This window comes from Flavihumibacter solisilvae (assembly GCF_000814475.1).
GTDB lineage: Bacteria > Bacteroidota > Bacteroidia > Chitinophagales > Chitinophagaceae > Flavihumibacter > Flavihumibacter solisilvae.
The window spans coordinates 71,496-91,483 of sequence record NZ_JSVC01000013.1 but is presented as its reverse complement, the minus strand read 5'-3'; the positions used below and the strand labels follow the sequence as shown (position 1 = coordinate 91,483).

General features: G+C 48.1%; 14 protein-coding genes. 10 read left to right on the top strand and 4 right to left on the bottom strand.

Features of this window, described 5'->3' with window-relative positions; translation table 11 throughout:
• The first annotated feature begins 5 nt into the window (after window positions 1-5).
• Both OI18_RS11940 and OI18_RS23775 read left to right on the top strand, forming a co-directional pair.
• Window positions 6-1,628: a beta-N-acetylhexosaminidase gene (locus OI18_RS11940; RefSeq protein WP_160290226.1), complete on the top strand. Its 1,623-nt coding sequence runs from the start codon at window positions 6-8 to the stop codon at window positions 1,626-1,628.
• On the top strand, window positions 1,625-3,052 hold the full coding sequence (locus OI18_RS23775; protein WP_052273139.1) for a right-handed parallel beta-helix repeat-containing protein: 1,428 nt from the start codon (window positions 1,625-1,627) through the stop codon (window positions 3,050-3,052). Before OI18_RS11940 ends, OI18_RS23775 begins: the two co-directional genes overlap by 4 nt.
• Before the next feature lie 52 nt (window positions 3,053-3,104).
• On the opposite strand, the gene OI18_RS11930 is transcribed toward OI18_RS23775, so the two are convergent.
• The 3 genes from OI18_RS11930 to OI18_RS11920 are packed head-to-tail and all read right to left on the bottom strand — an operon-like array spanning window position 3,105 to window position 8,952.
• Window positions 3,105-4,034, bottom strand: coding sequence for a hypothetical protein (locus OI18_RS11930; RefSeq protein ID WP_039140092.1), 930 nt, complete (start codon window positions 4,032-4,034; stop codon window positions 3,105-3,107).
• Window positions 4,035-4,062: 28 nt separating this feature from the next.
• On the bottom strand, window positions 4,063-5,793 hold the full coding sequence (locus OI18_RS11925) for a RagB/SusD family nutrient uptake outer membrane protein (RefSeq protein WP_039140238.1): 1,731 nt from the start codon (window positions 5,791-5,793) through the stop codon (window positions 4,063-4,065).
• 18 nt (window positions 5,794-5,811) lie between these two features.
• Window positions 5,812-8,952, bottom strand: coding sequence for a SusC/RagA family TonB-linked outer membrane protein (locus OI18_RS11920; RefSeq protein WP_039140091.1), 3,141 nt, complete (start codon window positions 8,950-8,952; stop codon window positions 5,812-5,814).
• Window positions 8,953-9,094: 142 nt separating this feature from the next.
• On the opposite strand from OI18_RS11920, the gene OI18_RS11915 reads away from it, so the two are divergent.
• The 7 genes from OI18_RS11915 to OI18_RS11885 all read left to right on the top strand — a co-directional run bounded on the left by OI18_RS11915 (window position 9,095) and on the right by OI18_RS11885 (window position 14,860).
• Window positions 9,095-9,985 (top strand): AraC family transcriptional regulator, encoded by an 891-nt coding sequence (locus OI18_RS11915; RefSeq protein WP_039140090.1) that lies wholly within the window; start codon window positions 9,095-9,097, stop codon window positions 9,983-9,985.
• 556 nt (window positions 9,986-10,541) lie between these two features.
• On the top strand, window positions 10,542-10,892 hold the full coding sequence (locus OI18_RS11910; protein ID WP_052273137.1) for a hypothetical protein: 351 nt from the start codon (window positions 10,542-10,544) through the stop codon (window positions 10,890-10,892).
• Window positions 10,889-11,305, top strand: coding sequence for a VOC family protein (locus OI18_RS11905; RefSeq protein WP_052273136.1), 417 nt, complete (start codon window positions 10,889-10,891; stop codon window positions 11,303-11,305). Before OI18_RS11910 ends, OI18_RS11905 begins: the two co-directional genes overlap by 4 nt.
• A gap of 91 nt (window positions 11,306-11,396) precedes the next feature.
• Window positions 11,397-13,085, top strand: a complete 1,689-nt coding sequence (locus OI18_RS11900) for a tetratricopeptide repeat protein (protein ID WP_039140088.1) — start codon at window positions 11,397-11,399, stop codon at window positions 13,083-13,085.
• A gap of 30 nt (window positions 13,086-13,115) precedes the next feature.
• The gene (locus OI18_RS11890; RefSeq protein ID WP_152616809.1) at window positions 13,116-13,970 is read left to right on the top strand and encodes a transmembrane 220 family protein; all 855 of its coding nucleotides are present in this window, start codon (window positions 13,116-13,118) and stop codon (window positions 13,968-13,970) included.
• A gap of 11 nt (window positions 13,971-13,981) precedes the next feature.
• Window positions 13,982-14,215 carry a hypothetical protein gene (locus tag OI18_RS24545; protein ID WP_152616808.1) on the top strand — a complete coding sequence of 78 codons (234 nt, stop codon included), beginning with the start codon at window positions 13,982-13,984 and terminating at the stop codon, window positions 14,213-14,215.
• A gap of 135 nt (window positions 14,216-14,350) precedes the next feature.
• Window positions 14,351-14,860, top strand: a complete 510-nt coding sequence (locus OI18_RS11885; RefSeq protein WP_039140087.1) for a YybH family protein — start codon at window positions 14,351-14,353, stop codon at window positions 14,858-14,860.
• A gap of 104 nt (window positions 14,861-14,964) precedes the next feature.
• On the opposite strand, the gene OI18_RS11880 is transcribed toward OI18_RS11885, so the two are convergent.
• Window positions 14,965-16,227: a NupC/NupG family nucleoside CNT transporter gene (locus OI18_RS11880; protein WP_039140086.1), complete on the bottom strand. Its 1,263-nt coding sequence runs from the start codon at window positions 16,225-16,227 to the stop codon at window positions 14,965-14,967.
• Between the two features lie 83 nt (window positions 16,228-16,310).
• Between OI18_RS11880 and OI18_RS11875 the strand changes: the two genes are divergently transcribed.
• Complete coding sequence (locus OI18_RS11875; RefSeq protein ID WP_039140085.1) at window positions 16,311-19,988, top strand: T9SS type A sorting domain-containing protein; 3,678 nt, start codon at window positions 16,311-16,313, stop codon at window positions 19,986-19,988.

Here is a 19,988-nt window from a genome sequence, read left to right as displayed (position 1 = left end):
ACAACATGCAGAACCAGAAAATTAAACGATCGTTTCTATTTCTATTCACAGTACTAACCGGTCAAACGATCTTTGCCCAGGAAAGTACCATCATTCCGTATCCTGCCGAAACCGTTGCTGGTGTCGGTCATTTCACACTAACTGCGAACACGAGGATTACCCACCCGGCAAGGCTGAATAATGAAGCAAAGTACCTGCAACAATTACTTAAGGAAGAACATCAATTGAGCCTGCAGGTTGCAAAGCCACAAAGCAGTAAATCAAATGCGGGTAATATCCAACTTGAGCTTAACACGGCAGCCGGGGCGACGCAAAATTCTGAAGCATACGCGTTGTCAGTAACAAACAGTAACATAAAGGTCACGGGCAACAGTGCGGCCGGGGTTTTTTATGGGATTCAAAGCCTGAGGCAACTGATCAAAAACGGGCAGATACCCTGCGTGACTATTAATGATGCGCCTGCATTCAAATGGCGCGCATTCATGCTCGATGAAGGCCGGTATTTTAAAGGTGAGAACGAAGTGAAGCAGATCTTCGACCAGATGGCCTTACTGAAGATGAATGTATTCCACTGGCACCTGACAGATGACGGTGGATGGCGGGTTGAAATAAAAAAATACCCCGAACTGACCAGGATCGGAAGTAAAAGACGGATGTCTGAAACCGGGACCTGGTTGAGCAATGTGTTTGACAGCATCCCACATGAAGGATTCTATACACAGGAGCAGATCAAAGGCCTTGTAAAATACGCGGCTGACAGGCACATCACCATTATACCGGAAATTGAAATGCCGGGACATGCCAGCGCGGCTATTGCCTCCTACCCCTGGCTGGGAACAGAGAACAAGCCGATTGAAGTGCCTATAAGCTTCGGCATCAAGAAAGATATTTTCAATGTCGCCAACCCGAAAGTAAAAGCATTCCTGCACGACGTACTCGATGAAGTGATGAAACTGTTCCCTTCCAATATTGTGCATATAGGTGGAGACGAAGTCATCTATGACCAATGGAAAGCATCAGGGGAGGTTGCGCAATACATGAAGGAAAATCATATCAAAACGCCGGCTGACCTGCAGATCGATTTCACCAATGGCATCTCCCGTTACCTTGAACAAAAAGGACACCGGATGATCGGGTGGAATGATATCCTTGGCGGCCTCCATGGCAACAATGACAGTACAGACGCTTCAACAAAAGATAAACTGTCGCAGAACACCATTATCCAGTTCTGGACAGGCAACCCCGAGATCGTTACCCAGGCAGTCATGAAAGGGCACGATGTGGTGAATGCCTATTGGGACAACACATACCTTGACTACGATTACAAGCACACACCACTTTCAAAAGCATACCGATTCAATCCCATACCTGCAAGCCTGCCAGCAGATCAACGACATAAGATCCTGGGCATCGGTACCCAAATGTGGGGTGAGTGGATTCCCACAGTTGAGCGGATGAACTACCTCATCTATCCCCGGGTAGCCGCAATGGCTGAAGTCGCCTGGACGAAACAGGAACAGAAGAACTTCGAACGATTCACAAAATCCCTGGATAGCTACCTGGTTCCCTCCTGGAAAAAAATGGGCATCAGCATTAAGCCGGAGCAACTAAACGATCCTGTACAATGAAAAAAAAATCCTTCCTGATAATATTCAGTATTGCCTTGCTATCCGGCGGCAGGATGTATGGCCAGTCGAAGAGTTATTATGTTTCAGCGACCGGCAAGGACAGCAATGACGGTCTTTCTGCCAGTTCGGCATGGCGTACAATAGAAAAGATCAACTCATACGATTTCAAGCCCGGGGATAGCCTCTTTCTCGAAGGAGGCTCCCGGTTTGCAGGCACCATCAAATTAAGCTCAGACGACAACGGCTCAGTTGAAAAGCCGGTCGTGCTAATCAGTTTCGGAAAAGGCAAAGCGATTGTAGATGCCGGTGAGGGTGAAGGATTGCTGGCGGTAAACACTTCATTCATTAAAATCGTTTCCCTGATTTTTGAAGGATCGGGTGTCAACACTAACAAGGGCAGCGGAATTCACTTTTTTGCGAACGATTCGCTTCGAGCTCCGAAGAATGTCGAAATCACAGGTTGCGAAACAAGGGGCTTTAGCCATTATGGAATAGTAATCGGTGCCAATGCCGACAGTTCCTGGAAAGGATATGACAACGTACGCATTACCCACAGCAATGCCAGTGAAAACGGGAATGGCGGCATCAGTTCGTACGGGAGCCAGCTCGGATTCCAGCACAGGAATTTTTATGTCGCATACTCCAGGGCATTCAGGAACCGGGGTATCATCAGTAAAACGGAAGGCCATACCGGGAATGGCATTGTAATGGCGATGATTGACGGATTGGTGATCGAGCACTGTGAGGCATTTGAAAATGGCGCAGACAACCGTTGTACTGCCGGCGGGCCGGTTGGTATCTGGGTCTGGATGTGCAGGAATGCCATTATCCAATACTGCGTTTCGCGTGATAATTTCGCCGGCGCCACAAAAGACGGGGGTGGGTTTGACATAGACGGTGGCTCATCAAATTGCATTCTCCAATTCAATAACTCCTATAACAATGAAGGCGCAGGCTATTTGCTGGCAGAGTTTGGTGCATTATTTCCATTCACCAACAATATTATCCGTTTCAACAGCAGCGTAAATGACGGCAGGAAGAACGGGTATGGAGGTATTACCATCTGGGGTGCAGCTGCAGAATTCCAGGTTACCAATACACAGGTGTATAACAATTCCATTTATGTAGATGACAGTAAGATTGTAGATGGAAAGCCGGCAGGTATAACACTGCTTGGACCACATTTTAAGAATGTTATCCTTGCCAATAACATTATCGTTACAAAGGGAGATGTAAACCTGATCAGTGCCGATACTACAGTTGGCGTTTCAGCTTTCCGGCTTGTCAACAACCAGTATTATTCCAAATCGAACACTTACCCCGTGCAATGGGGCAGGAAGAAATATAACAATGTAGTCGGGTGGTTAAAAGAGAACCCCGGCCAACAACTGAAATTAATACCACAAGAGTTGCAACCAAAATAAAAGAAGGCGATCAGTTGATCGCCTTCTTCATTTTGTCTCACGGGTGGTTAAGTTATTTAAGGGTCTGGATAACACTAACGTTATCGAAGTTGAACCACATGTTGGGATCCCATCCGCTACTGCCATCATCGTAGGTTGGCACGTCAAATTCAATTACCAGTTTCTGCCCGGTAAACGGAGATCCTGCAGGTATGCTGAAAGTTCCGGTCTTTTTGGTCCAGTTATCCTGCCATCCGGGAAAATATCCATTTGCGAACACTTTTGTACCAATAACCGTACGGGTTGTGGGATCATCACCGGTAAACGCGCTGAACGTAACCACGATCGTCGGATCATAGTCACCCCAATCGGTCCATGACCAGTTTGCATCAAAGCTGATAGCATAATCAGATTTCGAAGATGGAACATCGCCAACTACCTGGTAGATGCTTTTACCCCAGTCATTCACGTAAGCAGCTCCGCTGCCGCGCCAGTAATCATATTCACGGCCATTCAGTCCTTCGCTCGTTTCATCTGATTTCCAGTTAGGAATATCAGTAATTAGATTGTATTTAACACCATCGTCGGGCAGAGCGAAATCCCCGTTAATGATCAGTTCAAGCGGGGTGCTGGCATCGAACTGGACCTGGTTGCCATAATATACCTCTCCTTGATTTATCACATAGGCTCTCAGGTAATAAGTATTTCCCGACGTCAGCCCTGTAACCTGGCCGCTGAAATTTCCTTTGCCGGAGCCTGCCGCAACCTTTTCATTTGCGGTTGTAGGCATTGCTGAAGTAGCCCAGACAAATCCCCTTTCAGTAATATCCTCCACTCCTACCAGGTCCACGTCTCCAATTGCCTTGGCTGTTTCTGATGTTATTTCGGTTACATCGGATGTACTTACGAATACAGTTGTTTCGGCTGCCTTATCCTTTTTGCAGCCCGCTATCAGCAAAATGCCGGCAGCCAGCAGTCCTGTATAAAAATTCTTTATGTACATAGTAGTATGATTATAATTTAAGCGATGATCAATAACCCGGGTTCTGAATAAGGGATTTGTTCTTATTCATCTCATCGGTTGTGATCGGAATGAAATAAGCTTTGTTCGCCCATGTACGTCCACCGTCAATAACCACTTCTTTGAACGTAGGGTTATTGTATGAATCCTGGGTCGGATATTCTACGTCAACACCGTAGCCATCCCGCGCAGAAGCTTCTCCGATCAGCCATCTCCTTACGTCAAAGAAGCGATGTTCTTCAAATGCGAGTTCCACTCTCCTTTCGTTACGATACCTTTCTTTCAATGCGTCACCAGATTCGGTGATATCAGGCATGCCAGCCCGCTGGCGGATCATGTTCAGGTAAGTGCGTGCCTCTGCATCCTGTCCAAGTTCAATACACGCTTCAGCGTAATTAAGTAACACTTCGGCATATCGGAGGCGTGGCCAGGCAGGACATTTTTCAAATTGGTTATCATAGTCCATCGGTCCTTTTGCGAGGTCGCTGAATTTCCGGAGCCAGTAGTTAGTTCGCAGTGCGTCCGGTGCGGAGCCGCTTGCCCAGTTACCTACCCTGACTTTATTTTCTGTCGATGCACGGGGATACCAGTTCGTTCCTTCGTATAAAATGGAAGCAGTGAGGCGGGGGTCGCGGTTCGAATATGGGTTCGCTTTATGTACAGGATTGCTCCAGCTGAATTTTGAGCCATCACTCATTTCAAAGGCATCAACAAGGTTGCCCAGTACCGAGTTAACACCCCAGCCACCATATCCAGGGGTCATATTGTAAAACGGGGTACGCCCAAGTTGCCAATACCAGTTGATGTTCTTGTCGAAGTAGCGGACGAAAATAAATTCATCCCCGCCATTGACAAAGATCTCCTCGAAATTCCGGACCTTATCGGCATTCTGTGTATACAGGTGATACCTGTTGAGATCGATCACTGCCTTTGCGGCGTCCTTGGCAGCCTGCCACCTGGCAATGGGATCGCCCCCTGTATAACCCACCAGTTCCGGATGGGCATAGCCACTTGTGATAGTCCCATTTTTAGTGCCGTTATGCAGATCACTGGCTGCATATAATAAAACCTTGGCCTTTACCGCCATTGCAACACCTTTGTCGCCCTTGGTCTTGACAGCAGCAATTTTGCCCGCATCATACAATGAGATGGCCTTATCGAGGTCAGCAACAATGAAATTCACAGTCTCTTCAAAACTGTTGCGCGGCTTATTGTAATCTTCACCCAATTCCACAGGCTTTTCATATAGCGGAACACCTCCAAACTGGGCAAGCAACAGGTAATAACTGAAACCCCGTAAAAAATGGGCATCAGCAATTGCTTCGTCTTTCTCCGCCTGGGTAGCAAATGGTACCTGGTTAAGGTTGGCTAAAGCGATATCGATGTTGCGGATATTCTTGTAAACGGCACCCCAGCTCCAGTCTGCCGCGCCAACGGCCCAGTTATTCTGGTCAAATGCCCCAAGAGTAGTAGGTGTTACAAGGCCATGAGTGTATGGAGTGCCGAGGTCATTGTATTGGAACACACCTTCATCTGTAGCCGACATCATCATAAAGTAAGTATGACCCGCAGGCAATGACATATACGCGCCATTCAATACTTTCCTGGCGAGTTCAGGACTCTTCCATACATCTGCACCGGAGATCTTGTCTTCCGGCTTTGTGCCGTCAAGAAAATCTTTTTTACAGGACGTTACTGCCAGACAGCATAACAACCCGGTTAGTATATTGATCTTTTTCATTTGAACGCTCATTTTTAATTAGAAGCCAACGTTGATTCCAAAATTGATGATCCTCTGTAGCGGGTAGCCTTCACCATAGAACTGGTCGCGGATGTTTTGCTCCGGGTCAGTATCAAAGTCCTTCAGGCCAGGCGCATAATAGAACAGGTTCAACGCGCTGACATATAACCGAAGCTTTTCAATACTGAATTTTCCGATCGCAGTTACCGGGAAATTGTAACCAAGCTCAACGTTCTTCAGCCTGATATAATCTGTACTGCGTAAGAAGAAGTCATTGTATATGCCTGTAGGATTGGACCAATAGGCAGACTGGCTCGTATGCGCCCTGGGGAATTCCGCATTTGGATTTTCCGGCGTCCAGCGCTTGTCATAAAATGACTGGAGGTAGTTTCCACCAAGACTGAAAGTGGGGCGCAGGTATCTTTCTGATCCTGCAGCACCCTGGAAAAGAATGCTCAGGTCAAAATTCCCATACTCGAAATTAGTGCTGAGGCCACCGCTCCAGACTGGTGTGCTGGTCTTATCTGATCTCACCATATCGAGCTGGTCTATCGCACCATCCTTATTCATGTCTGCAAAAATCAGGTCACCTAAAACAGGCCCTACACCGCCCAGGGTGTTGGGATGATTTTTCAGGTCTTCCTGGCTCCTGTAAATGCCAAGTGTCTTGAAGTACGTGCCTGCTCCATACGGATGACCTGTTTGTTGCTGGTATTCGGGTCTTCCGGCCACTTCGTCAAAATATAGCAGTTTGTTCTTCGCATACAATCCATTCAATCCGATTGAATAACGCAGTTTGCCTGCCCTGTTGCGGTACATGATGTTGAAATCAAAACCGCGGTTCAGGAATTCACCGATATTTTCATCGGCCGGAGTAAGACCGGTAGATCCCGGGATCGCGCCATTTCTCCTGGCGAGGATGTCTGTTCTCTTATTGCGGAAATAATCGAAAGTGATGCTCAGTTTGCTATTGAGCAGGTCTGCATCGAACCCGATGTCCAGTTGTTTGCCGGTCTCCCATGTCACGCCTTCGTTGGGAACCACTGACTCTTCCAGCGTACCGTTATATTGCAATGCACCATTGGGTCCGACCTGCTCTACATAACTGGCAATACCTGGTTTGAAGAGCGCAAGATATTGGAACGGCCCGATCAGGTCATTACCGGTTATACCGTAAGACGCCCGGATCTTGAAAGAATTGATAAAAGAAAGGTTGTCCTTCCAGAAATTCTCTTCTGAGATCCGGTAGGCCAAAGATCCACCGGGGAAGAAGCCCCACCTGTCATCAGGGTGAAAGATCGAAGAACCCTGGTACCGGAAAACAAACTCGGCAAAAACTTTTGAATTGAAGTCATAATTCAACCTACCAAGATAGTTTTTCCAGCGCGTGGCACCAGGACTGTTCTGTTCGATCGTTTCAGAGCCTACTGTACCGAAACGCAACTGGTCAAGATTGTCGGCGTCGAAACCAGTGCGTTTTACAGAATAGAAGGTATTGTACCTTTCGTATTCTTCGTATCCATAGAGAGCCTTAACCAAATGTTTCCCAAATCTCTTTTCATAGTTTACCAGGAAGTTGACAAGGTAATTCTTTGCTTTGCCTTCGCTGACGATCAGCGTTCTGACTTCATCGCCCTGTGTCAGCGTGGTATAAGCCGGGTCAGTGGTCGATACGCCATCCCACTCATAGTAGCGAACAGGTATTGACCAATACTTTCCTGAATTGAAAACCCGGTCAATTGTTCCGCTTGCTGTCACGGAAAGGCCGGTGACCCAGGGGATCTTAATATTGAGTCTTGCTGAACCATTGACAGTATAATTCTCACCGCGATTGTAGCCACCCAGTGGGGTACTGATGGCAACGGGACTTCCGGATTTACCAGTGGGATCTGTAGGCTGTCCCATTGTTCCGTCAGGCCAGAACGCCCTTCGGCTGGGCGGCGCCGTTATGGTCTGGTGGAAGGTTGTTCCTGCATTTGCTATAGGAAAATCGGGTCTGTCCTGACGGCCATTGATATCAAACGAAAAGGCGATGTGCTCGGTTGGGTTGAAATCCATGTTTCCCCTCAGGTCGTACTGGCGGTATTTTCCTGAACCATTACGATAGAACCCGTCCTGCGAACGTGCCGCCATTGAAAGCAATCCCCTGATCTTTTCGTTACCGCCAGACATCGTAACATTTGCATAGTGCTGAAGTGCAGATTTTTTCAGGGTTTCATCTACCCAATCTGTATTTGGATAATGCCAGGGGTCGTCGTTCCTCAGATAACCGGCAAGTTCATAAACGCTGTATTTGCCGGGGTGCCATTGAGGCGTGGGAGTATTCGGATCAGCTGCAAGCATTTCGTTTTGAAGTACAGCGATCTCGTATGAATTAAGCAGGTCGGGGAGTTTTGTCGGTTCGGCAATTCCCAGGTTGAAAGAAGCAGAAACAGATACCTTACCTGCTTTACCTCTTTTGGTTGTTACAAGTATAACGCCGTTTGCGCCCTGCGAACCATAGATCGCTGCAGATGCATCTTTTAAAACAGTAATACTTTCAATGGAAGATGGATCGATTCTCTGCAGCTTGTCGGAACCCTGCAGTGGAATCCCATCTATCACAAATAGAGGCGAAGCATTTCCGAAAGTATTGAGTCCCCGTACCAATATAGTGGAGTAGTCGTTACCCGGTTCTCCACCCTGTGCCATAACGGTTAAACCCGGCACCCTTCCTGCAAGACTATTGGTTACGTTGATCGTTGGTGACTTGAGGATCTCTTCACCTTTTACAGAGGCAACTGAACCCGAAAGTGTGGCCTTTTTTTGTGAGGACCCATAAGCAACAACAACCACTGATTCCCCTTCAGAGGCAGTAATGTCGAGCTGAACCTCCAGGGTGGCCTCATTGCCAACAGTGATTTCTCTCGGTTTATATCCAACACTCGAGAAAACAAGGACCCGGTTGTCGGCGGGGAGCTGGATGGTAAATGAACCGTTTACGTTGGTGCTTGTGGCAATGCTGCTGTTTTTCACAGCTACCGTGGCACCCTGGATGGGCTGGTTCCGGCCGTCTTTTACAGTACCGGATACCTGCCGTTGGGCATAGGAGGAAACGGAAAATAATAACAGGACCAGGATTAATCGCTCGCGTAACTTGATGCTAAGCGGATTTCTCATAATGGCAGTTTAGTCGTTAAAAATACTTTGGCAGTAGTTGGTGTGATCCGAATGGAAAGTTAGGTTCATACCAATTCAGAATCAATGGAATAAATTTTGATTTTGATGGACTATTATACTATTTTACTCCGCAAAAATCTGAATGACGTCAGGAAAACTGCGCAAGAAGGAAGGATTCCACGGGCAGAAGGCAATTGTGATTCCGCGGAAAATCCTCGTGCAAAAAGAAGCAGGCAGCAAATTGCTGAGCTCATTGTTCATCACCGATATCGGCTACTATCCCAAGGCGAAATTCCATTACCGGGAAAGGCCTAATGGGGCAGATCAGCATATTCTTATCTATTGTGTGGAAGGAAAGGGCTGGGCCCGAATCTGCAAAAAAGAATATGATATCCGTCCGGGCGATTTTTTCATTGTCCCGGCGTCGTGCGAACATATCTATTCAGCGGATGAGACTGATCCATGGACGATCTACTGGGTACATTTCAAGGGCATAACGTCAGATGAGATCGTGGAACTGTTCCTGGACCAGTTAAACGGCAATAAAAGTTTTGTCCATTATACTGACGAACGCACAAGGATGTTCAACAACATTTATTCGCATCTTGAAAAGGGATATGGCACTGAGAATTTATGGTTTGCCAACACCAGTTTCGGATCTTACCTGGCTTCATTTCTTGCAAGGGAGAGTCCAACTGAGACAACAAAAAAAAACAACATTATCGGGTCATCGATTGAATTCATGACCAAACACACAGATCAGTTACTGACAGTTGAAGAAATCGCCCAATCGGTAAACCTGTCCGTTTCACATTTCACTGCGTTGTTCAAAAAGAAGACCGGCTACTCACCTATCGAATATTATAATCACCTTAAAGTGCAGAAAGCCTGCCAGTACCTGATGTTCACTGACCTTCGGGTAAAGGAAATATCATACAAGCTCGGTATCAACGACCCCTATTATTTTTCCCGGATGTTCACGAAGCTGATGGGAATGTCACCTAATATTTACCGGGAGAAGAAGAAACAATAGTCCTGGTAGCCGGCTACAAGCCGGGAAGGAACCGTCTACAACGGAGAATACCCGATACAATTACCTGCAATTACCCTGCTTTTCCCGGAGACTTTTCGGACAATCCCCGGAGGAACATCGGAGGATCCCCGGACACTCCCGGAGAAAAGTTCACGAACGACAAACACAGTGTGCATGAACGACAAGAATTAAATGCTATAGTGGTTAAATTCCGCCATTTTACCGAGGCGCTTGTGCATGAACGGTAGGCATTTACGCGTAACAAGCGCGTGAACGACAAGAATCAGGTTAAAACCTGGCACGAATTACACTTAACCAGGGGCCGACTAGAGGTAGAAGCTTTCATAAAGCTAAGAAGAAGCTATGATGAAACTCCAAAAGTACGTCCCCAAAGCGTAAAACACTAGACAAACACTAGTCCGCGAGTAGTGAAACCTTAGTGCCATGACTATACAAACACTAGTGAAAAGTGCGTGAACGATCACTTGCATTTGTGTCTGAACGACAATATTTGACTTTTCACATTTTAATTTTTATTTTAACGTAGTGCTGTGTTATGCATCCGCTTAAAGACAAAATATTCGCGATCTCGCCGGCTATCAGGTACCTGGCAGTTTATGAAAAGAACGTCCTGAACACCTGGGATCGGGAAGGCATAAAAAACGCAAGCAGTTCAGAGTCTGACAAGTATGAAGAGCTTATCGTCAATCCTACCCTCATTAAACTTTTGTCCCAGCGGGGTAATATCGATTGCGGCGGACTGGATTATGTGCTTATCAGGTATGGGCTATTCTTTGCGTTTGTATTACCCATGGAAAACGGCCATGTAACAGTTGGTATTGAACCGGATGTTGATCCATCTAAACTCATCCCGGATATTCAGCAGGTTATAAACTCAACGCTATGAACAATGATCAAAAGCAGCAATTTTTGATTTCCGTGATGTTGGCTGTACCGGATGCGCCTGCGGCCGTAGGCTGGTACATCGAAGCACTTGGCGCAAAGGAGATGTGGAACCTGGGCTCGGTGGCAGGACTTGAAATAGAGGGCGCCGCTTTCTTTGTCGGTGAGCCAGCGAATAATGGCTGGGACAGTCCGCTGAACCTGGGAATGCCATCGGTACGTGTCGAAGTTTTTTGTGACGACCCGGATGCATTCATCAACCGCGCAGTACAGGCAGGTGCGGATGGCAGTTTCGATCCTATCCGTGATCACCAGGCTCCATGGGGCAGCCATCGACAGGGCAGTTTCCGTGACCCCTTCGGCCACCTTTGGCTGGTCGGCGACAGGTCACCCCTTTATTCGTTTCCGAATATCTAAGTATCCTACCTCGTGAAAAGAAAAACCGATCTTTACACATACAGCTGGAAAGGATTTTAGGCAACGTACCCTGACAATAAAACCTGTTGCCATGAAAAGAAACTGGATACTGCCTGCAATGCTCGCTTTAGTCCTGCTCCCCTGCTGCCAGCAGGCCAGCAGGGTTCCTTCAAAAGAACTAGTAAGCGATATCGACCTGAAACGCGGCGAAATCATTTCCTGTGGTGCTCCCGGGATGCAACTGGGCTCTGCGGAGTTCGCCACCTCATGCAGCGACGAGGTGAAAGACGATTTCAACCTTGCCATTAAACTGCTGCACTCCTTTGAATACGATGAAGCGGAAAAAGCATTTGCAAAAGTGATTGACAGGGACCCGGTCTGCGCCATGGCATACTGGGGAGTGGCGATGGCAAACTTCCATCCATTGTGGACCGCCCCGACAGAAGCGGAACTGAAAAAAGGCTCTCGCGCCATCGAAGTAGCGCAGTCACTTCAGTCGTCAAAGAAAGAGTCCGATTACATTGACGCTATCGCAGCCTATTATAACGATTGGGAAAAAACCGGCCACCTGGCCCGCTGCCTGAATTTTGAGAAGGGAATGGAACAGGTGTATGTAAATAACCCGAGCGATCACGAAGCCGCCGCTTTTTACGCGCTGGCGCTCACGGCTGCAGCGGACCCGAAAGACAAAACTTTCAGCAAACAGAAAAAGGCAGGCCAAATCCTGCAATCATTGTATCCCGGTCAACCCAACCACCCGGGCATTGTGCATTACCTTATCCACTCTTACGATTACCCCGAACTTGCCGACAAGGCTCTTGTCGCTGCAAGGAAATACGCTTCCATTGCGCCTTCTTCGGCCCACGCCCTGCATATGCCTTCGCATATCTTTACGCGACTGGGACTATGGGATGAAGCCATCCAGTCGAACCTCGCTTCTGTGGCTTCAGCCCAGTGTTATGCCCGGCAAACAGGCATCAAGGGGCACTGGGACGAAGAATTGCACGGCATCGATTACCTCGTATATGCCTACCTGCAAAAGGGCCAGAATGACTCGGCAAAAAAATATTGTGACTACCTGCAATCGATGACCGCGGTACAGCCGGTAAATTTCAAAGTGGCCTATGCATTTGCGGCTTCCCCCGCCCGTTACCTGCTGGAAAACCGGAAGTGGCAGGAAGCTGCAATAATGGAGCCGCAACCATCTTCCCTCAACTGGAAAGACTACCCCTGGCAGGAAGCCATGATCCACTTTACCCGGGCAATGGGGTTAGCACACTTAAATAAGCCCGATTTAGCCCGGAACGAGCTCAGGGAGATCAGCAGGCTGCACGATGAACTGGCCGGCCAGAAAGACGATTATAAGGCCAACCAGGTGGATATCCAGTCGAAGTCCGCCGAAGCCTGGATCCTGCTCACAGAAGGGAAGAAAGAAGATGCCGTGGCTATGATGCAACAGGCGGCCGACATGGAAGACCGAACTGAAAAACACCCCGTAACACCGGGTGAAGTAATTCCAGCGAAGGAGCTGCTGGGTGATATGCTTCTGCAACTCAACAAACCACAGGAAGCACTGGCCGCTTATGAGGCCGATCTCCTGAAACATCCCAACAGGTTCAATGCCCTATACGCCGCGGGCCTTTGTGCCGAAAAAACCGGTAATACCCAACTGGCTAAATCATATTTCCTGCAACTGGTAAAGATCGCAGGCAACACGGGTACGGAAAGAAAGGAAATCCCGGAAAGTAAACGCTACCTGGAAATCCTCGCAACCCGCTAAACCATTACATTGCAGGAAATCTCCTGCGTAATGAAGGCCGTTAACATCTTTTTCATCGTTCTTTTCGTTTTATCCGCTGCACTGCAATACAACGATCCCGATCCGTATATCTGGATGCCGATCTATTTGTATGGCGCTGTATTGTGTTACCTCTCGATGCGCAGGCGGTATTACCCGAAACTGATTATCGGTGGAATAATAGCCTATGCCGGGTATGCGCTTCTCCTGTTCTTTGATAAGAATGGTGTGATCAGCTGGATGAGCGACCATGACGCGGAAAACATAGTTCAGTCCATGAAAGCAACCAAGCCCTGGATCGAAGAAACGCGGGAGTTCCTCGGACTGCTATTGCTGATCATCGCACTCGTGGCAAATCTGATCTGGCTGAGGAAAAGCAAAGGCCTGGGTAATCTGCACTCCGGCATTAGTATACTTTTACTTACCATGTTGTTTGGTACACCTGCCCTGGCGCAAGAGCCGTTGGTGAAATTCGACAACCCGAAATCTATACATCCCCCGAAAGGCTATTCGCATTCCGCAACAATAGACCTGGGCACATGCAGGATGGTTATTGTATCCGGACAGGTAGCAATGGATGAGCAGGGAAACCTGGTTGGAAAAGGTGATATAAGCAGGCAGGCAGAACAGGTCTTCCAGAATATAAAGAATGCCATAACCGCAGCCGGTGGCAATATGGATCACCTTGTGAAGCTAAATTACTTTTTACTGCAGGGCCAGGACATCCAACCTATCAGGGACGTGAGGGATAAATTCATCAATACAAATACACAACCCACAAGTACATTGGTAAAAGTGAGTGGCTTATTCAGGGAAGATATCCTGCTGGAAATTGAAGCTACTTTTGTTATTCCGAAAGGGAAATAATAAACTTTCATATGGATTTACTGACCGCCCTCCTTGGAGACATATTCCTTTCTTTCTTAGGGCGCGTCATTCTATTCACGCGTTACCGTAACCGCCGGAAAGTTCTCAGCATACTTGCGTCCCTTTACGATAATTCCTTTGCCCAGGTTGCGAGGATATATGCCTGGCAATTCATAGCCGGCCTGATGTTTGCTGGATTCCTCATTATACTTATCGTCGCATTGATTTCCCTGGTTCGCCATTGATCCCTTCAATAAAAAACATTACATTTAGGAAAGCGCCGTATTCCTTCCCCCCTGTTTTACCTCCTGAAATTTCAACCGGCTTCCGGCCCTGCGTTTAAATGCTCAAGACATCCATCACTCAATAAATTCATCTTTATGAGCAAGAATCTTACCTGCATACTGATAGCAGTACTGGCATTTTCATGCGGCCAGCCAGAGAGCAAACATTCCGAAGGAAGTACCGACACCACTTCAGCCGCAACCACCGCACCACCTGCCTTCGACTTACAGGCAGCACGCTCTGCCGTTGAAAGTGTTAACGCGAAATTCATGGAAGACCTAAAAAAAGGCGACTCAGCAGCATTGGCTACCCACTACTCATCCGATGCCGTCCTGATGTTTGATAACAGTGAACCCCAGACCGGTGCTGGCATCCAGTCAATGTGGGGCGGTGCCATTCGCAGCGGCGTGAAAGAATTAAAAATTGCTACTACAGACCTGGTAGGAAATGCCGACCTGCTGGCAGAAACAGGCACCTATGAAATGATTGGTGCAAACAACAAATCACTGGACAAGGGAAAATATGTTGTCGTATGGAAACAGGAAAGCGGCAACTGGAAAATCTATCGCGACATTGCGAATTCAAACCTGCCCGCGCACCCTTAACATCTTCAATACAAAATTATTGAGGGGAATAAACAAAAGGATCACTGCAAATCCAGCCAGTGCAGTTATTGTTTTCATAGCGGAATGAGCCGCATATTACAATATTACATTAAAATTCCCGCTATGGTGGCGCTCAGGTACGACGCCAGTGTTCCGCACAACAGCGCTTTCAATCCAAGCTTCGCCAGGTCTGCCCTTCGTCCCGGTGCGATCTCCCCGATTCCACCGATCTGCATACCGACTGAACTGAAATTTGCAAAGCCGCAGATCGCAATGCTCACGATCAATAATCCTTTGTCGGAAACTACGGGCACTGAATTATTGGTGAGGTTCTGAAAGGCAACGAATTCATTGATGGTGAGCTTCTGCCCGAGCAAAGTTGCTACACTGTCCACATCCTGTGTGGGTACTCCCATTGACCAGGCAAACGGATAAAAGATCTTACCGAAGATATAATTCAAACTCAGGTCGAAGGCCGGGTTGAACAGGTGACCGATTTTGATGAGCATCCAGTCAATGCACGCAATCAATGCAATAAACCCGATCAGCATGGCGATCACATTCATGGCTATCTTAAACCCATCGCCGGCGCCATGCGATACCGCATCCACGACATTCGTATAATGACTTTTCACTTCCAGCTTTACGGTTCCCATTGTCTGGCTGTCTTCGGTTTCGGGAAATACAATTTTTGAGATGACCAAAGCCCCGGGCGCGGCCATCAGGCTGGCCATGATCAGTTTTGGCGCGAGATCCAGTCCGGCCTGCGCTCCCATATTGGAATATACCACCAGGATCCCACCTGCGATGCAGGCCAGGCTTCCGCTCATGCTCGCCAGCAGTTCGCTCATGGTCATGGTTTGCAGGTAAGGTCGGATCATTACCTGCGCTTCCACCTGTCCCACGAATGCACTTGCCACATTACTCAATGCCTCTGCACCACTTACCCGCATCACCCAGTTCATGGCACGTGCAATTACGGCAACCACGCGCTGCATAATTCCAAAGTGATACAGGATCGCCACGAGCACACATACGAGTATAATCGTTGCTGTTACATTGAATGCAAACACGAACCCGCCGTTCACATAATTACCGATACTTCCATCAAACTGCGTAACTGAGATACCGCCATAAACAAAAGATGCACCCTGGCGTGCGAACATTTCAATCTTTGCCATGCCCTTCCCGAGGAACTGGAAGAAGCTCGTAACCACAGGAACTTTAAGGATAAGAATGGCGATGATCAACTGCAGTGTTATGCCGCTGCCAACTACCCGGTAATTAATTCGTTTTTTATTATTGGAAAAAAGATAGGCGATACCCAGAATCAACATGATCCCTATTAGTCCCTGGAACCGATCCATGCAGTTGACATTTTATAGTTTGGAAAGATATACGTTTTTGTATTAAAAGTATATTTGTAGTCAGCCTATGGGCGTTTCGGTGCATGACAAAAAGATTACTTTTCCTGGCGTGGATGGTATTTGCCGTACTCCCCACCTTATTCAGCCAGCAAGGCAGGATACAATCCGTAACCGGAATCCTTGTCGGCAAAACCAAAGCCCTCGGCAATTTCAGACCGGAGCCTGGCAGGCTCAATATCCCGGTGCGTGATAAGAAAGGATTATTCTGGAACAGGGGTAAACGAAAAAACCCGGTGATCAAATGGGATCCCACGGCACTTTATTTACAGGAAGATCCATTGCGTAAAAAGCAGCCGGCGCCCACCACGCGGAGACGTGCAACCATAACGCCGCTTTCCCCTGAAATAGACATCAACCTCGAAGGCATGACCGATGCCGACCTTACCCCGGCAGACCCGACTCTTTGCGTTGGCCCCAATCACCTCATCCAGATTGTAAACGGTCCATCCGGCTCATACCTGCAGGTGTTCAATAAGTCCGGCGCGCCAATGATGGACAGGATCTACCTCGACAACCTCGTGGAAAATTCCGGTTATAGCGGTGCCGGCGATGGGATCTGCCTGTATGACCAGTTTGCCGACAGGTACATAATGATGGAATTTGGTACCCCAACAGGGAGCACCGATATCAATACCCTCATCTTCTTTGTTTCAAAAACCAATGATCCGCTGGGCGAGTGGTATATCTATAAATTTACTGACGACTCTTACTTCCCCGATTACCCGAAGATCTCTGTCTGGGATGAGAAAGCATACTATGCTACTTCCCGCGATTTCAATCTGCCGGAAAATAGTTTTGCAGGGGTTTCCTTTTATGCTTTCAACCGGCAGCAGATGCTGAGTGGAAGCAGCAATGTTGACCTGCAACGCATAAGGATGACGGATGCAGAAAAATACGACGGCGCTGCACCGATCAATGTCTTTGGTAATGCACCGCCTGCAGGCTCGCCGGGTTTGTTCGCCTACCGGAATGACGATGGCAGGACTGCTGCGCCGGATGCCGACAGCATAGGGCTCCTTGCATTCGATGTGGACTTTGCCGTTCCCGCCAACAGCAGGTTCACTCACACCGGTTCATTCCCGACAGCGCCTTTCAATACCGTAATCTGTTCCGACGGCGGATACTTCCAGGCCTGTGCCACGGTACCGAATAATTTCAGCAAACTGATGGCTACAACGGCATTCCTGATGGATAAGCAATCTTACCGCCGTTTTCCAGATCATGAATCACTGCTGATTTACCATACTGTAAATGCAGCTGCTCCCGGCATTGCCGGTATCCGCTGGCACGAGTTGCGCAAAACTACGGGCAACTGGCAATTGTACCAGGAAGGAACATACGCGCCAGATAGTCTGCACCGCTTCTACCCTTCTATGAACATGAACAGCAAAGGGCAGATCGCTGCTGTCTTCAATACCTCTTCCGAAAACCTATGGCCTTCCATAAGGGTTGCAGGGAGAAATGATTCGGATCCACCAGGAACCTTTTCTGCTGATGAAACCTCTGTTGTTACCGGTTCAGGTTACGGGACTTTCAGTTCGCGGTGGGGAGATTACAGCATGATCGCCCCCGATCCGGTGAATGATTCCATTTTCTGGCTTACTTCCATGTATGGTAATTCCAATGGCTGGCGAACCAGGATTGCGTCGGTTAAGATTGCTGTTACCAGGGCGCTCGATGCAAAACTTTTCAGCATCATGTCGCCACTGAATGGACAGGTATTTTGTTCTCCTGCCGGTATCGCTACCGTTGTGCAGATCGGCAACAGCGGCAGCCAGACCCTGAGATCAGCACAACTCAACTGGCAGCTGAACAATGGACCGGTACAATCAACCACCTGGAATGGCTCGCTAACACACGGAAACACAACGAACGTAACACTGCCTGTGACATATGGCACCGAAGGGAATTATGACCTGCGCGTTTTCCTCACCCAGCCAAACGGCCAGCCTGATGAACGTACTTCAAACGATACACTGGCAATAAAACTTCGGGTGCAGGTACCCGTTGCGGGCCCTGTGTCTGAAAGCTTCGAATCGAATGTATTCCCGCCTGCTTTGTGGACAGTCATCAATCCCAATGAAGGCAGTGTGACCTGGACCCGGACTACTGTAGCAGCCAACAGTGGCAACGCTTCTGCTTTCATAAACCTGTTCCAGTATAACAGTGTGGATGACCTGGACTACCTCGTATCGCCTTCGATCAACCTGCAAAATGCCGATACCGTCACAATCGGGTTTGCACATGCCTATAAACAATATTCAGTAACCGGCGACTTTGCCGATTCGTTAATATTGATGGCATCTTCCGACTGCGGTAACACGTTCGACCGCGTTGTCTGGAAGCAGGGCGGAGCCAATCTCGCAAGTACCACGGGTACTACAGGCGACATCAACTGGGTTCCTTCTGCTAATGATTGGAAACAGAACAATATCAGCCTGTCAGTTTCTTCACTCGGCAACCCTGCCAGCATCACATTCGCGTGGGTGAGCGTTAATAAATTTGGTCAGAATATTTACGTCGATGATATTAATATCAGCACATCGTTTATGCCTGAACGTGACCTTCAGGTAATTGCTGTCCCTTCCCCTTTGCCAACGCTTTGCGACAACCGGTTTTCACCACAGGTAGCAGTACGTAATAACGGAAGGGAAACAATCAACAGTTTTGTACTCACATTGCAGGTCGATGAACAGCCGGTTGTAACCCGAACCATTACCGGGCTTCAGGTGCTAACGGGTGAAACACACGTGGTTACAATTGACAGCATCTTTTCATTGGCGAATGCAGGAAACCATAAGTTGCAGGTGGCAATTTCACAACCAAACAATCAGCCTGACCTGTTACCGGCAAATGACAGTTTGCTTTACCAGTTCTTCCTCTTTACAAACACAACAGCACCGCTGAAAGAAAGCTTTGAATCGGCAGGTTTCCCGCCGGCAAACTGGTTTGTGGTCAACTATGGAAATAATATTACGTGGACTGCCACCGATACCGCATCAACAGACGGCAGCAGGTCAGCATTTATCCGCAATTATGCCAACCGCACAATGTCCGATTCGGATAATCTTTACCTGCCCCCGGTGATCATGCCTGGCGCCGATTCGATATTTGTAATATTCGACCTGGCACACCTTTATTCTTTCGCAGGAGGAGAACAGCCTGATACCCTCCAACTATGGGTTACCACGGATTGTGGCGTAACAAGACGATTGTTGTACAGTAAATGGGGACCTGAACTCCACACCGTCAACGGCCCGTCCCGCGAAGGCGAATTTGTGCCTGCGTCCCGCGCGGAATGGCGCACAGATTCGCTGGACCTTGCCGGCATCGTGGAACCAGGTCAGTCATTCCAGCTGTATTTCCGGAATATCAGCAATGCCGGCAACAATCTTTATCTGGACAACATTAGGATCGATACAGTAACTTTGCCGGCGAAACTCAAGCAGGATGGTTACCTGGTAACCCCAAATCCGACCACGGGCCTGGTTTATGTGCGGCACTACCGCGACCAGGAAAAGCTTCGCCGGATTGAAGTAGTGAATCTGCAGGGACAAAGGATCTGGTCTCAGTCGTTCAGTGGAAATGCCGGCAATATGATCACCATTGATCTGGGAAGGCAGTCATCGGGCGTATATGTGGTCAGGTTGATCTATAACAGCAGCGTACGAAACACAAGGATCATTAAGACAAATCGATAA

What these genes read in the sequence shown, in the direction of transcription:
- OI18_RS11915 (WP_039140090.1), top strand. Translation starts at nt 9,095, where the DNA reads ATGACGTCAGGAAAACTGCGCAAGAAGGAAGGATTCCACGGGCAGAAG.
- OI18_RS11910 (WP_052273137.1), top strand. Translation starts at nt 10,542, where the DNA reads ATGCATCCGCTTAAAGACAAAATATTCGCGATCTCGCCGGCTATCAGG.
- OI18_RS11920 (WP_039140091.1), bottom strand. Translation starts at nt 8,952, where the DNA reads ATGAGAAATCCGCTTAGCATCAAGTTACGCGAGCGATTAATCCTGGTC.
- OI18_RS11940 (WP_160290226.1), top strand. Translation starts at nt 6, where the DNA reads ATGCAGAACCAGAAAATTAAACGATCGTTTCTATTTCTATTCACAGTA.
- OI18_RS11905 (WP_052273136.1), top strand. Translation starts at nt 10,889, where the DNA reads ATGAACAATGATCAAAAGCAGCAATTTTTGATTTCCGTGATGTTGGCT.
- OI18_RS11880 (WP_039140086.1), bottom strand. Translation starts at nt 16,227, where the DNA reads ATGGATCGGTTCCAGGGACTAATAGGGATCATGTTGATTCTGGGTATC.
- OI18_RS11900 (WP_039140088.1), top strand. Translation starts at nt 11,397, where the DNA reads ATGAAAAGAAACTGGATACTGCCTGCAATGCTCGCTTTAGTCCTGCTC.
- OI18_RS11890 (WP_152616809.1), top strand. Translation starts at nt 13,116, where the DNA reads ATGAAGGCCGTTAACATCTTTTTCATCGTTCTTTTCGTTTTATCCGCT.
- OI18_RS11925 (WP_039140238.1), bottom strand. Translation starts at nt 5,793, where the DNA reads ATGAAAAAGATCAATATACTAACCGGGTTGTTATGCTGTCTGGCAGTA.
- OI18_RS11930 (WP_039140092.1), bottom strand. Translation starts at nt 4,034, where the DNA reads ATGTACATAAAGAATTTTTATACAGGACTGCTGGCTGCCGGCATTTTG.
- OI18_RS24545 (WP_152616808.1), top strand. Translation starts at nt 13,982, where the DNA reads ATGGATTTACTGACCGCCCTCCTTGGAGACATATTCCTTTCTTTCTTA.
- OI18_RS23775 (WP_052273139.1), top strand. Translation starts at nt 1,625, where the DNA reads ATGAAAAAAAAATCCTTCCTGATAATATTCAGTATTGCCTTGCTATCC.
- OI18_RS11875 (WP_039140085.1), top strand. Translation starts at nt 16,311, where the DNA reads ATGACAAAAAGATTACTTTTCCTGGCGTGGATGGTATTTGCCGTACTC.
- OI18_RS11885 (WP_039140087.1), top strand. Translation starts at nt 14,351, where the DNA reads ATGAGCAAGAATCTTACCTGCATACTGATAGCAGTACTGGCATTTTCA.